A 13,939-nucleotide genomic window follows, 5' to 3' on the forward strand; every position below is an offset into this window, starting at 1 on the left:
GGTCGTGCTCAGCCCTCCAGCAGGAAGGTGTCCCAGTCCGGCAGTCGCCACCGCGGCGACACCGGGCCGACGCCTGCGCCGAGCGGGTACGCGTCGAGTACGGACCGCTGGATGAACGACTTCGCCGCGCCGACCGCCGACACCATGTCCAGGCCCTTCGCCAGGGCCGAGGTGACGGTCGACGCGAGGGTGTCCCCGCTGCCGTGGGTGTGCTTGGCGTCGTAGCGCGGGCCGACGAACTCGTGGAACTGCGACCCGTCGTAGAGCAGGTCGAGGCACTCGGCGTCGTCGAACAGGTGCCCGCCCTTGACCAGCACCCACTGCGGCCCGAACTCGGCCAGTGCCTTGGCCGCGTCCCGCTGCTGGGCCTGCGACCGCACCTCGATCCCGGTCAGCAGCCGCACCTCGTCGAGGTTGGGCGTCACCAGGCTCGCCACCGGGAACAGCAGCGTGCGCAGCGCGTCGAGCGCGGCTTCGCTGAGCAGCGGGTCGCCGTGCATCGACGCCGACACCGGGTCGACGACGAACGGCGTGTCGCCGGAGCGTCCGATCCGGACCCGCTCGCAGGCCCCCGCGATGGCCTCGATGATCTCCGCCGTGGCCAGCATCCCGGTCTTGGCCGCCTGCACGCCGATGTCGGTGGCCACCGCCTCGATCTGCGCGGCGACCACCTCCGGCGGGATGGTGTGGAACCCGCTCACCCCGAGCGAGTTCTGCACGGTCACCGCGGTGATCGCGGTCATCCCGTGCACCCCGCAGGCGAAGAACGTGCGCAGGTCGGCCTGGATGCCCGCGCCACCACCGGAATCCGATCCGGCGATGGTCAGCGTGCGCGGCGGCGTCCCAGGTGGGCTCGTCACTGACCGACCACCGGGAGGTAGACCTTGCCGCCCTGCTCGGCGAACTCGTCGGACTTGGCGGCCATCCCGGCTTCGATGGCCTCCACAGAGGACAGACCGTGCTCGTCGGCGTACTTGCGCACGTCCTGGGTGATCTTCATCGAGCAGAACTTCGGCCCGCACATGGAACAGAAGTGCGCGGTCTTGGCCGGTTCGGCTGGCAGCGTCTCGTCGTGGAAGGAGCGCGCGGTGTCGGGGTCGAGCGCCAGGTTGAACTGGTCGGTCCAGCGGAACTCGAAGCGCGCCTTGGACAGCGCGTCGTCGCGCTCCTGCGCCCTGGGGTGGCCCTTGGCCAGGTCCGCGGCGTGCGCGGCGATCTTGTAGGTGATCACCCCGGTCTTGACGTCGTCGCGGTTGGGCAGGCCCAGGTGCTCCTTGGGCGTGACGTAGCAGAGCATCGCGGTGCCCAGCCAGCCGATCTGCGCCGCGCCGATGGCCGAGGTGATGTGGTCGTAGCCGGGCGCGATGTCGGTCGCCAGCGGCCCGAGCGTGTAGAACGGCGCCTCACCGCACAGCTCCTCCTCCAGCCGCACGTTCTCCGCGATCTTGTGCATCGGCACGTGGCCGGGCCCCTCGATCATCACCTGCACGTCGTGCGCCCTGGCGATGTGGGTCAGCTCGCCGAGCGTGCGCAACTCCGCGAACTGCGCCGCGTCGTTGGCGTCGGCGATGGACCCGGGCCGCAGCCCGTCGCCGAGGGAGAAGGTGACGTCGTAGGTGCGCAGGATCTCGCACAGCTCGGCGAAGTTGGTGTAGAGGAAGCTCTCCTTGTGGTGCGCCAAGCACCACGCGGCCATGATCGACCCGCCCCGGGACACGATCCCGGTCACCCGCCGCGCGGTCAGCGGCACGTACCGCAGCAGCACCCCGGCGTGCACGGTCATGTAGTCGACGCCCTGCTCGCACTGCTCGATCACGGTGTCGCGGTAGACCTCCCACGACAGCTTCGCCGGGTCACCGTCCACCTTCTCCAGCGCCTGGTAGATCGGCACCGTGCCGATGGGCACCGGCGAGTTGCGCAGGATCCACTCCCGCGTCTCGTGGATCCGCTTGCCGGTCGACAGGTCCATCACGGTGTCGGCGCCCCAGCGGGTGGCCCACACCAACTTGTCCACCTCGTCCTCGATGGACGAGGAGACCGCGGAGTTGCCGATGTTGGCGTTGATCTTCACGTGGAAGTTCTTGCCGATGATCGCGGGCTCGGACTCCGGGTGCCGCCGGTTCACCGGGATCACCGCCCGCCCGCGCGCCACCTCGTCGCGCACGAACTCGGCCGCGACGCCCTCGCGCTCGGCGCAGAACCGCATCTCCTTGGTGATGATCCCGGCCTTGGCGTAGGCCAGCTGGGTCACCGCCCCGTTCACCGGCCCCCGCTCGGCTATCCAGTCGGCCCGCAGCGCGGCGAGTCCACTGTGGACGTCGATGGTGGCCTCCGCGTCGGTGTACGGCCCGGAGGTGTCGTAGAGGTCCAGGTGCTCCCCGTTGGTCAGCTCGACCCGGCGGACCGGGATCCGCAGCCCGTCCTCGGTCAGCCGGTAGGCCTTCTTCGACCCGGAGATGGGTCCGGTGGTGACGGTGGGCCGCACGGAACGGTCGTCAAGAGCGGTCACGGAACAAATCCTCCCTACGCCGGCATTACCCGGTCAGGTTCATCGGTCGGCGGCACCGGGTCCTCGAATGGACACCAGCCGCCCTCTCAGCCCGCCATGGCGCGAGCTCCCGCGCTGTCTTCAGTTGTCGCCCCGACCCTAGCCGGCCGCGGCACCACTGCCAAGTGACGCTAGCCGGTGCGCCACGGCAGGTCGGCGAGCGCGGCCATGGCCGCGAAATCGGGGGCCTCGGCCAGCTCGTCGGCGCGGCCCGCGATCAGGTGCACCCGGATCCGGCCCACCTGCACCGGCGTGGCGACCGCGCCGACCAGCAAGAACGGCAGTGACAGCCGCCAGAACGCGAGAACGGTGTCGCGGCGTTCCCCCGCCCCCCGTAGGGCGGCGACGGCCAGCCGCAGCGCGTGTTCGTTGGCGGTGATCGCCCCGGCGGGCGCCGCGTGGTCCCAGCCCCACCTGGCCTGGTCGGCCTTGACGCAATGCGGGCACGCCGGGCCGGTCCCCAGCTCGCTGCGGCACACCGGGCACGGGAACACCCGCATGGCCCAGTCCGTGCAGGTCCACGCGTGCGTGCCCAACGGCGCGGCGAGCACCGCCGCGGCGAGCTCCCGCTCGTCACCTGCCGCGGCCGCCAGCGCCGCCCAGTCCGCCTTCCAGAAGGCGTCGACCCGCTCGGCGCAGGTGGGACAGGTCGGGTAGCCGCGGCCGAGGGGGTCCGCACACGCCGGACACGGCTCGACCGCCTCGGGTCTGGCCAGAAGCCGGGCTCCAGGCGGGTACGGCGGCATGGGGGAACCTTAGTGCTCACGCCCCGATCCCGGCGCGGTGCTCACAAGGCTTCCCCCGTGCCCAAGCTCACGGCCCCGGCCGGTTCAGGACTGCACGGCCAGCTTGATGCCGAGGCCGATGAGCACGGCACCGGAGACCCGCTCCAGCCGGGTGCGCACAGTGGCCCGCCGCAGCCAGCCCACGATCTTGGTGAGCAGGGCGATGATCAGCAGGTACCAGAGCGTGTCGACCAGGACCCAGAGCCCGGCCAGGGTGACCAGCACCCACTTGCCCGCGCCGGGTTCGACGAACTGCGGCAGGAAGGAGATCGCGAACACCGCCAGCTTCGGGTTCGCCACGTTGACGACCAGACCCGCGCGGAACCCGGAACCGCTGGTCGGCGGCTCCGGCTCGACGTCCTTGTGCTTGCCGAACAGGGCTTTCACGCCGAACCAGAGCAGCACGGCGACGCCGCCGATCCGCAGCGCCTGGTAGGCCACCTCCGAGGCGACCAGCAGAACCGACAGGCCCAGTGCCGCCGCGACCGCCCACACCGCGACCCCGACCTCCATGCCCGCGACTGTGGCCAGCGCGGCCCGGCGGCCACCGCGGATCGACTGCCGCAGCAGCATCGCCGTACCCACGCCGGGGACCATGGCGAGGATCAGGGAGGCCAACAGGAACGCGAGGAAGCCGGACCAGGTCATGGCGCGATGATGCGCTCAGCCCGGCCCCGGTCGCGACCGGATATCAGGCGAACGGGTCGTCGGACACCGACGGGTCCCAGGACAGGCCGGGCACGCCCCACTTGTTGGCCTTGAGCATCCGCTTGGCCTCGCGCTGGTTGCGGCCCACGAGGCGGTTCAGGTAGAGGTACCCGTCCAGGTGATCGGTCTCGTGCTGCAGGCAGCGCGCGAAGAACCCGGTGCCCTCGACCTCGATCGCCGCGCCCTCGAGGTCCTGCCCGGTGACCTTCGCCCAGCTGGCCCGACCGGTGGGGTAGGTCTCGCCGGGCACCGAGAGGCAGCCCTCGTAGTCGTCGTCCGGGTCCGGCATGCCCTCGGGGATCTCCGAGGTGGTCAGCACCGGGTTCACCACGACGCCGCGGTGGCGCACCCCTTCGTCGTCGGGGCAGTCGTAGACGAACACCCGCTGGTCGACGCCGATCTGGTTGGCCGCGAGCCCGACCCCGTTGGCCGCCGCCATGGTGTCGTACATGTCCGCGACCAGCGCCGAGAGTTCCTCGTCGAACCGCTCGACCGGCTTGGTCGGGTTGTGCAGTACCGGGTCGCCGACGATGCGGATCGGGTGAACTGTCATGGCGCAAGGGTAGAAGAGGTGGGGAGCCGGACGCGCCGCGGACGTGACGATCACATCCGGCGGTGACGTGGTGTAATGGCCACCGGCGGGTGGTGGGCGTGCGCCGCCCCGCCGGAGCCGACCCGTGAGGCGAGGAGCCAGATGGACGCAGCTGAGTTGCCCCCGCCGGAACCGGCGACGTCGCGGGCACCCGCTGGTCCGCAGGGGCTCAGTGAGCGCGACCGCGCGATCCTGGCGTTCGAGCGGCAGTGGTGGAAGTACGCGGGGGCCAAGGACCAGGCGATCCGCGAGCTGTTCGAGCTCTCCAGCACCCGGTACTACCAGGTGCTCAACGAGCTGATCGAGAAGACCGAGGCCCTGGAGGCAGACCCGATGCTGGTCAAGCGCCTGCGCCGGATGCGGGCCACCCGGCACCGCGCCCGCGCGGCCCGACGCCTGGGGATGGACCCGCGATGAGCACCGACCCCACCGGCCAGGCCCGCACCGCCCGCGTCGTCGGCCTGACCCTGCTGGCCGTGGCCGCCGCGGCCGCCGTGATCGGCGTGATCACCCTCTTCGACACCGGTGAGGAAGCGCCCCCCTCGGCCCAGGCCCCCCAGACAACGGTGACCACCACCCAACCCGCCCCACCCAGCGGCGACCTCACCAGCCTCCCGCCGCGCCCCACGACCCCCGGGTTGACCAGCGCCCAGCCCACCACCACGGCGCAACCCCCGGTGACCTCCGCGCCGCCGGTCAGCACCGCGCCCCCGGTCACCACCAAACCGGGCAACACCGCGGACGCCCCGAGCGAACCCCTCCGGATCTACAACAACAGCACCGTCGCAGGCCTCGCCGCCCGAGCCGCCGAGGACATCGGCTCAGCAGGCTGGAAAATCGCCCAAACCGGCAACTACTCCGGCGGCAAAATCCCCACGACGACCGTCTACTTCGAACCGGGAACCAGCCAGGAAGCGGCCGCCCGCCAGTTGGCCGACCAGTTCGGCTTCCGCGTCGAAGCCCGCTTCGACGGCATCAAGGACGCTTCCCCCGGCCTGATCCTGATCGTCACCAACGACTACAAGGTCGTCAAGGAGAAGTAGCCCTCCCGGAAGCACCCCCGCCAACCCAGCTCCCCGAGCCCACCGAGCCAGCCCCGCCAGCCCAACCACCCGACTCCGACCACTCGAACCCAGCCACTGGACACTCGGAAGTCGCTGGTGCCACCCCAGCCCGCTGAGTCAGCCCCGCCAGGCCGGCCACCGCTCCCGGAAGTCGCTGGTGCCAACTGCTCGATGGGGTGGACCTGTTTTGTGTGGGGTGGCGGCGTTCGTAGCGTTGTGCGCTGCAGGGCCATGCTTTTCGGCCCCAGCTTTGCGGTCCTGCCACGGGCGGTGCAGGGGCCCCGCGCAAAACAGGTCCACCGCATCGAGCTTTCGCTTTGTCGCGGATCCAGCCGATGGCGCAGCCGAGGCGAGGATCCGATGCAATGCCGAAGGCGAGCCGACTGACTACGACCCCATCGAGCCTTCACCCACGCGCATCGGGTCGCGTCGCGACCCGGTCCCGTCGTGGTGCGGTGTGCTCGATGGGGCGAACTTGGTTTGCGCGGGGCCCCTGCGCCACCCGTGGCAGGACCGCAAAGCTGGGGCCGAAAAGCATGGCCCTGTCCGCGCACAACGCTACGGGCACCGCTCCCCCACGCAAACCAAGTCCGCCCCATCGAGCATTGGGTGGGCGGCTTCCTGGGAGCGGTGGTGGGGCTGGCGGGGCTGACTCGGTGGGGCGGGTTGGCGGGACCGGCTCGGTGGGCTGGGTTGGCGGGGTCGGGTCGTGGTGGCTGGGTGGGCCGGCTCGGTGGGCTGGCGGGGGTTGGGTCTAGGTGCGGTTCGCATAGGCCTCCAGCTCTGCCAACTGCTGCGCATCCAGCGAAGGCCGCACGTTCTCTCGTGCTGCCTCAAGGTGCTTGGCGGTGACGACCGTTGCCTCCAGCGACTCCCGCATCGCGGTCAGTGCTGCCTCGCGAACCAGTGCCGCGCAGTCGGCGGCTGAGTAGCCCTCCAGCGTCGTCGCGTAGGTGTCTAGGTCTACGTCTTCGGCGAGGGGGGTGTTTTTGCTGGTCGCGCGCAGGATCGCTGCTCGGGCTTCCGCGTCGGGTGGGGGGACGTAGATGAGGCGTTCTAGGCGGCCGGGGCGCAGGAGGGCGGGGTCTACCAGTTCTGGGCGGTTGGTGGCGCCGACGACCACCACGTCGCGGAGGGGTTCTACGCCGTCGAGTTCGGTGAGGAGGGCGGCGACTACTCGATCGGCCACGCCGGAGTCTGAGGATTGGCCTCGGCGGGGGGCCAGGGCGTCGATTTCGTCGAGGAAGACCAGGGCGGGGGCGGCTTCGCTGGCTTTGCGGAACAGTTCGCGGACCGCGCGTTCGGACTCGCCGACCCACTTGTCCATCAGTTCGGCGCCCTTGACCGACAGGACGTTCAGCTGGCCGGTCCCGGCCAGGGCCCGCACGAGGAACGTCTTGCCCCCACCCGGCGGCCCGTACAGCAGGACACCGCGCGGCGGCGCGACCCCGAGCCTGGCGAAGGAATCGGGGTACCGCAGGGGCCACAGCACGGCCTCGGTGAGCGCCTGCTTGGTCGCCACCATGTCGCCGACGTCGTCGAGCTGGATGTCGCCGGTGCGGACCGAGGTGGTGCTGATCGACGTCGGGCGGACCGACTGCAGGGCGCCGAGCAGGTCATCGGCGCTGATCGTCCCGGCTTCGCGCAGCGCGGCGCGGATGGCCGACTCCCGGCGCAGCGCGACCAGGTCGGCTGCGACGAACCCGGGCGTGCGCTCGGCGACCACGGTGAAGTCCACTCCGGACTCGACCGGCAGGTCGCGGTAGAGCACGCGCAGCAACTCCGCCCTGGTCTTCGCGTCCGGCGACGGCAACCGCAGTTCCCGGTCCACCAGCTCGACCCCGCGCAGCCGCGGGTCGACCGCCTCCGGGTGCGCCGTCGTGGCCACCAGCGCGACCCGCGCGATGCCCATCGCGGACCGCAGGGTGTCCAGCACGACCGTCGACAGCGGCGGCGGTGCTGTCGCGGGCAGCAGCGCGTCGACGTCGTTGATCATCAGGACCGCGGCGCGACCGGCGGTCGAGTGCGCCCGCACCTCCTCGACCGCGGCACCGACCCTGGCCGCCGCCGCGTTCGCCTCCAGGACGGCGATCGTCGGCCCGGCCAGCTCCACCACCGGCGCCTCGACCGACTGCGCCACCGCCCGCACCACGCTCGCCTTGCCGACCCCCTCCGGGCCGCACACCAGCACCCCGAGCCGTGGCGCCGCGCCGAGCCGCTCCAGCAGCTCCGGCCGCAGGAACGCCAGCTCAAGCCACTCGCCGAGGGTGCGAACCGCCTCCTGCGCGCCGACCAGGTCCGCCAGCGGCACCGGTTCCGGCAGAGGTGCCGTCACCGCCGCGGGCTCCACCGGCCGCTCGACCGCGACGACGACCTCGCCCCCACCGACCGCGACGGCCGCCCGCTCACCCGTGCGCACCCCGTCCCGCCAACCGACCACAGTGGACGGGTGCACCGTCACAGCGCCGGGCGGCTCGACCGAGGTGACCGTCAGCAACTCGTTGGTCCAGGTCATCCCGATCGCACGGGACAGCTTGCCGCGCACCGCAGGCACGTCGGCCCCCGGCGGCGGCGCCAAGTCCTGCGGCAGCAGCGACACCGCATCGCCCACGGTGAGCACCTTGCCGATCAGCGCCAGCCGCACCGTCTCCGGACTCAGCGACGTCGCCGCCAGCCGGGAACCGGAGACCGTGACCGCGCGCGCCGCCGCCACCTCGACCGGCGCCACCACGACCTCCGAGCCCTCGGTGACCCCAAGGTTGGACATGGTGACGTCGTCGAGCAGCAACACCCCGGCGGCCCCGCCCGGGTCCCCCTCGGCGGCCAGCGCGGCGCTCACCCTGGCCCCGGTCAGCCGCACGGCGTCCCACTGCCGCAACCCGAGCGCGTCGAACACCTCGGGGTGCAGCCGAACAACACCGCGGCGGGTGTCCAACGCGGACGGCGTGAGCCGCGCGGTCAGCGTGATCTGATTTCCCACAGGACCAAGAGTAGTTCTTCTTCGAAGATCACCGCGGAAGTTGTCCACAGCGCCGCCCGCCCCTGCGGCACCGACTCACCGCACCGAGCGACCGCCCCCGCCAACCCCGGCTCCCACATCCGCGCCCGCTCCCCACCGGCGACCCACCCCAGAGGACGGCTGTCCCTCGCGCTGGCGGGTCACTGTTCCCCCACCCTGGCGGACGACAGACCCCGCCCACCTCGGGGGCCGCCCGCTTCCAGCGTAGTCGGTTCTCCGCGCTGTCAAGGGGGTTCGGGGGGAGCTGTGGATGGGCGAGCGGGTTGTGGACAAAGCCAACTGCGGGGAGCGCCGGGATCAGCGGGCTTGTTCTCGCCGGTCGGTTGTCACGCCTGCGGGCGGCTGTCCCTCACGCCGGTGGGCGGTTGTTCTCCATGCTGGCGGACGACAGACCCCGCCCACCACGGGGGACCGCCCGCTTCCAGCGTAGTCGATTACTGGGGCTGTCAAGGGGGTTCGGCGGGGGCTGTGGATGGGTGAGCGGGTTGTGGATGGGCGAGCAGCGGCGGCCAGCCAGGTGCGGCGGTTGGCGCGGGGAGAATGGGTGGGAGCCCGCAGCGTTGGGTCAGCCGCTCTCGGAGGCCGGGCGGGAGCGGTCCGAGTAGGCGGGGAACTGCTGGCGAGGTCAGCGGGGCTCGCCGGGGCGGTTGTTCTTGCGTAGGCCTGTGCGCCGCCACGCCCGGCCTCGGGCGCTGGGTGGGCGGGGGTCGGTGGGCAGGGAGATGCGCGGCCACTCGCCGTTGCGCATGGGGCGGAGGACGGCTCCGGCTGCTCGGCGTAGTGGGGGGCGTAGGCCCAGCCTGCGGCGCGAGCCGTGCGCTCGGCGGATGGCTCGGCGTTCCTTGGGGGGCACGTCCCAGGCTTCGGGGTGGTTCGCCAGCCAGTGCTTGCGGCGGACCGCGTAGGGGATGTGCAGCAGGTAGACGACCAGCACCACGGACAGGGTCACCAGCGGGTAGGTGATGACGGCGGCGGCTAGGAGTCCGACGAGGACCAGTAGCGGGGCCACCGCGCGCGGGGACACGCGGACCGTCTTGACCGACAGCGTGGGGAGGCGGCTGATGGCCAGGGCGGCCACCGCGACCACCCACACCATCACCGCGGCCTTGGACTGCCACCATTGGCCCGTGTCGCCGAACTCGTTGGTCAGGATCAGCGGCAGCAGGACCAGCAGCCCGCCTGCGGGTGCGGGGACGCCGACGAAGAACTCCTTGGTGTACACCGGTTGTTCGGTGTCCTCTAGGAGCGTGTTGAACCGCGCGAGCCGCAGCACCATGCAGACCGCGAAGATGAGGGCGAACACCCAGCCGACGCGGTCTCCGCTGAATCGCCAGATGTAGAGCATCAGCGCGGGTGCCACCCCGAACGAGATCGCGTCCGCGAGCGAGTCGAGCTCCGCGCCCATCTTGCTGGTGGCGTCGAGCAACCGGGCGATGCGCCCGTCGAGGCTGTCGAGCACGGCGGCGATCGCGATGGCGGCGATCGCGGCGCTGTACTGGCGGTTGAGGGTGAACTGGACGGCGGACAGGCCCGCGCACATGGCGAGGACGGTCAGCGCGTTAGGCAGCAGCCGGACACCGGGCGCGGTTGGGGCCATCGGTCAGCCCGCCGAGGGCAGCTCGGCGAGCACGGTCTCCCCACCGATGGTCCGCTGGCCGGGTTCCACCAGAACGCGGCTACCGGTGGGCACATAGAGGTCTACGCGCGAACCGAAGCGGATGAGCCCATAGGTGGTGCCTGCGAGGACCTTGTCGCCATCGGACACGTGGCAGATGATGCGCCGCGCGATAAGACCCGCGATCTGCACTACGGCGAGGTCGTGGCCTTCGTCGGTACGCAGGTGCAGGCTGTTGCGCTCGTTGACCTCACTGGCTTCGTCGAGGTCGGCCGAGAGGAACTGGCCCTTCTTGTGCACGGCGCGGACGACCTGCCCGGTCCCGGGCGCGCGCTGCACGTGCACGTCGAACACGGACAAGAACACGCTGACGCGCAGCATGGGCTCGTCGCCCAGGTCCAACTCCGCCGGGGGGACCGCCTCGATGATGTGCGAGACAGTGCCGTCGGCGGGCGCTACGGCGATGCCGGGCCGCCTAGGGGTGACGCGCTTGGGCTCGCGGAAGAACCACGCCAGCCACGCTGTGAGCACCGCGGCGCCAACGCCCGCCTTCTTGGACGCCAGTCGCACCGCCAGGGTCGTGCCGAGCGCGCCGAGGATGAACGGGCGGCCGCCCGGGTGCACCGGCGGGATGATGCTCTTGGTCAACTCGACGGCGTGCTGGAGCGCGCCTGCCTTCTTGGGCTGGTGAGCGGTCATCTGGTCGCGGTGTCCTCGTGTCTCGGCCGGATTTCCGCACACGCTACGCCAGCCGGGCGCGAGCCCGGGGAGGGAGCCGCCACCTGGTCGGACAGGGGCGCCCGATGGCTGGGTATGCACCCCCCGACGGCACATACCCGGCCATCGGGCGCCCATCCTGGAACCCGTCCAGTGTAGCCGGCGGCCACCATGTGGATCAATGGCCGGTGGTGAGGAATTGACTTGCTCGCGTCAGTATATGGTTACTTGGCGCCATCAGTCGAGCAGGACCAGGTCGACCTCGTCCCCGGCGGACACCTGGGCGACGCCCGCCGGGATCTCGATCAGGCAGTTCGACGCGGCGAACGAGGCCAACAGGTGGGAGCCCGGTCCACCCACCGGGACCACCTCGACCTGACCTGCGTCGTGGCGACCGCGCCGGTACTGGACCCGGGTCGGCGGTGACGACAACGCCGCCGCGACACGCGCACGCACCCGGGGTCGTTGCGTCTGGCTATGGCCCATGGCCGCCAAGAGGGCGGGGCGCACGAACAGTTCGAACGACAGCGCGGCGCTGACCGGGTTGCCCGGCAGTGTCAGCACCGGGAGTCCTGCGAACACCCCGCGCCCCTGTGGTCCGCCGGGCTGCATGGCCACCCGCACGAACTCGACCCCGTGACCGGTGAGGGCATCCTTGACCACCTCGTACGCACCGGCGCTGACCCCACCCGAAGTCACCAGCACGTCCGCGGTGGCCGCGTGCTCGGTGACAACCGCGCGGAACTCGTCCACGTCGTCGGGCACGAACCGCAGCACAGTGGCTTCGCCGCCGATCTCTTCCACGGCTGCGGCCAAGAGCACGCTGTTCGACTCATAGATCTGCCCAGGCGCCAATGGCTCGCCAGGAGCGACCAGTTCTGATCCGGTGGAAAGCACAAGAACGCGCGGCCGCCTACGCACTGGAAGCTCGCCTACTCCAACAGCGGCGGCCAGGCCCAGTTGCGGCGGGTGTAGGACCGTCCCGGCCCGTAGTACGACGTCCCCGGCGATCACGTCTTCTCCCGTGAACCGCACATGTGTCCGTGGCGGCACAGACGCATCAATCCGCACGGTGTCCACTCCGCCGTCGGTCAACTCCACTTGGATGATCGCGTCGGCACCCTCGGGCAGCGGCGCGCCGGTCATGATCCGCTGGGTTGTGCCGGGCTCGAGCGGACGAACGTCGGTCCGCCCCGCCGGGATGTCATCGGCGACCGGTAGCCGTACGGGGTTCTCGGCGGACGCACCGACCACATCGGACGCCCGCACGGCGTACCCGTCCATCGCGGAGTTGTCGAACGGCGGCAGGGACACGCCCGCCACGACGTCCTCGGCCAAGACCAGCCCCCTGCACCGCGCCAGGGGGAGCCGCACTACGGGCATCGGCGGTACCAACGCCTCCACTTCGAGCCGGTACTCCTGCGGGGTCAACGCGCGCTTGGCCGTGTTCACCCGTCAATCTTGTCAATCTCGCCCGGCCATTGGTCCAACCGGACGCGCCATTGGTCGAACCCGACGCGGCCGACACAACGCGGACGTTAGGCTCGCCTGCGTGTCGGAAGACCTCACCGGGCGTCGCCTCGGGCACTACCGCATCGACGGTGTGCTCGGTAAGGGCGGCATGAGCGTTATGTACCGGGCGACCGACATCCGCTTGGGTCGCAAGGTGGCCCTCAAAGTCATCGCCGAGCACCTCACCGAGGACCCCGAGTTCCGCGAGCGGTTCGTGGACGAGGCGCGCAACACCTCCGCCATCGACCACGCCAACGTCGTCCCGCTCTACGACTTCGGCGAGGTCGACGGCCTGCTCTACATCGCGATGCGGCTCGTCGACGGCTCCGACATGTCCAGCCTGATCAAGGACGGCCCGCTCGCCCCGCAGCGCACCCTGAGCCTGCTCGCCCAGGTCGCCGAGGCCCTGGACAACCTGCACGAGCGCGGCCTGGTCCACCTGGACGTCAAGCCCGCCAACGTGCTGGTCACCACGCGCGAGTCCGCCTCCGAGCACATCTACGTCGCCGACTTCGGCCTGACCCGCCGGGGCGCGACCGGCCACCGCACCCGGGGTGGCGACTTCCTCGGTTCGCCCACCTACGCCGCTCCGGAGCACCTACGCGGGGAGCCGGTCGATGGTCGTACCGACGCCTACTCCCTCGCGTGCGTCCTCTTCGCGTGCCTCGCGGGTAGGCCGCCCTTTTACGGTCAAGTGTCGGAAGTCATCCAGGGGCACCTCAACCGTGACGTCCCGTCGCTGACCGACTACATCGCGCTGCCGCCCGCGATCAACGACGTGGTCCGCCGCGGCATGGCGAAGAACCCCGCGCACCGCTACGGGAGCTGCCGTGAGCTGGTCGCCGCTGCCCGTCAGGCCCTGTCCCGGCCGATGCCGCCGCCCCAGCGCCTACCGAGCCAGACGCTGGTCGCGCCTATAGAGCCGATCCGGCAGCAGTACCAGGCCCCGCACACCCTGCAGCAGCCGATCCAGCACCAGGCGCCCCCGATCCAGCCCGAGCCGGTTCGCCTGCGCCCGCCCGCGCCGGTCAGGACCACCGCGTTCGACGAGAAGAGGACCGGCACCCGCTGGATCGTGCCGGTGATCGTCGGCGTGCTCGCCATCGGTGCCATCGTGGCCGCGATCCTGCTGCTCACCGGCGAGTCCGGGGGCGGCGACCCGGGGACGAGCACCGGTCCGACCGTGCCGTCGATCCCGGTGGGGCCGGAGACCGGGGTGAGCAGGCCCAGCACCCCGAGTTCGCCGCCGCCCACCACGACCACGCGCAGGACCGGTCCGTCCTTCACGATCGTGCCACCCCCCTGAGCTGCATTTCTTGCACTCGCGTGCCCCGAGTGCTAAACACGGACTAGCACTCGGGGTCCCCGAGTGCCAAAAG

12 protein-coding genes are annotated in these 13,939 nt (G+C 71.1%); 3 read left to right on the forward strand and 9 right to left on the reverse strand.

Annotation, left to right across the window (positions count from 1 at the left end; all coding sequences use genetic code 11):
- Positions 1-8 precede the first annotated feature (8 nt).
- From thiD to JOD54_RS08965, 5 genes are all read right to left on the reverse strand, one after another.
- Positions 9-860 (reverse strand): bifunctional hydroxymethylpyrimidine kinase/phosphomethylpyrimidine kinase, encoded by an 852-nt coding sequence (gene thiD / locus JOD54_RS08945; RefSeq protein WP_204450074.1) that lies wholly within the window; start codon positions 858-860, stop codon positions 9-11.
- Positions 857-2,509, reverse strand: coding sequence for a phosphomethylpyrimidine synthase ThiC (gene thiC, locus JOD54_RS08950; protein ID WP_204450075.1), 1,653 nt, complete (start codon positions 2,507-2,509; stop codon positions 857-859). Before thiC ends, thiD begins: the two co-directional genes overlap by 4 nt.
- A gap of 170 nt (positions 2,510-2,679) precedes the next feature.
- Entirely contained in the window at positions 2,680-3,294 is a 615-nt protein-coding gene (locus JOD54_RS08955) for a hypothetical protein (RefSeq protein ID WP_204450076.1), read from the reverse strand.
- An 84-nt stretch (positions 3,295-3,378) separates the two neighbouring features.
- The gene (locus JOD54_RS08960; protein ID WP_204450077.1) at positions 3,379-3,981 is read right to left on the reverse strand and encodes a LysE family translocator; all 603 of its coding nucleotides are present in this window, start codon (positions 3,979-3,981) and stop codon (positions 3,379-3,381) included.
- A gap of 43 nt (positions 3,982-4,024) precedes the next feature.
- Positions 4,025-4,594 carry a peptide deformylase gene (locus tag JOD54_RS08965; protein WP_204450078.1) on the reverse strand — a complete coding sequence of 190 codons (570 nt, stop codon included), beginning with the start codon at positions 4,592-4,594 and terminating at the stop codon, positions 4,025-4,027.
- Positions 4,595-4,735: 141 nt separating this feature from the next.
- Between JOD54_RS08965 and JOD54_RS08970 the strand changes: the two genes are divergently transcribed.
- On the forward strand, positions 4,736-5,050 hold the full coding sequence (locus JOD54_RS08970) for a DUF3263 domain-containing protein (RefSeq protein WP_204450079.1): 315 nt from the start codon (positions 4,736-4,738) through the stop codon (positions 5,048-5,050).
- A complete protein-coding gene (locus JOD54_RS08975; protein WP_204450080.1) occupies positions 5,047-5,676 on the forward strand; it encodes a LytR C-terminal domain-containing protein in 630 nt (209 codons plus the stop codon). The genes JOD54_RS08970 and JOD54_RS08975 overlap by 4 nt, the downstream gene beginning before the upstream one ends.
- A gap of 775 nt (positions 5,677-6,451) precedes the next feature.
- Here the strand turns inward: JOD54_RS08975 and JOD54_RS08980 are convergent.
- The 4 genes from JOD54_RS08980 to moeA all read right to left on the reverse strand — a co-directional run bounded on the left by JOD54_RS08980 (position 6,452) and on the right by moeA (position 12,500).
- Entirely contained in the window at positions 6,452-8,677 is a 2,226-nt protein-coding gene (locus JOD54_RS08980) for an AAA family ATPase (protein WP_204450081.1), read from the reverse strand.
- A gap of 664 nt (positions 8,678-9,341) precedes the next feature.
- A complete protein-coding gene (pssA, locus tag JOD54_RS08985; RefSeq protein ID WP_204450082.1) occupies positions 9,342-10,313 on the reverse strand; it encodes a CDP-diacylglycerol--serine O-phosphatidyltransferase in 972 nt (323 codons plus the stop codon).
- A gap of 3 nt (positions 10,314-10,316) precedes the next feature.
- Positions 10,317-11,030, reverse strand: a complete 714-nt coding sequence (locus JOD54_RS08990) for a phosphatidylserine decarboxylase (protein WP_204450083.1) — start codon at positions 11,028-11,030, stop codon at positions 10,317-10,319.
- Between the two features lie 255 nt (positions 11,031-11,285).
- A complete protein-coding gene (gene moeA / locus JOD54_RS08995; protein WP_372440281.1) occupies positions 11,286-12,500 on the reverse strand; it encodes a molybdopterin molybdotransferase MoeA in 1,215 nt (404 codons plus the stop codon).
- Between the two features lie 100 nt (positions 12,501-12,600).
- On the opposite strand from moeA, the gene JOD54_RS09000 reads away from it, so the two are divergent.
- Positions 12,601-13,866, forward strand: a complete 1,266-nt coding sequence (locus JOD54_RS09000) for a protein kinase domain-containing protein (RefSeq protein ID WP_204450084.1) — start codon at positions 12,601-12,603, stop codon at positions 13,864-13,866.
- Positions 13,867-13,939: the final 73 nt, after the last annotated feature.

Origin of the sequence: Actinokineospora baliensis, from assembly GCF_016907695.1 — a bacterium.
In the GTDB taxonomy this organism is placed as follows: domain Bacteria; phylum Actinomycetota; class Actinomycetes; order Mycobacteriales; family Pseudonocardiaceae; genus Actinokineospora; species Actinokineospora baliensis.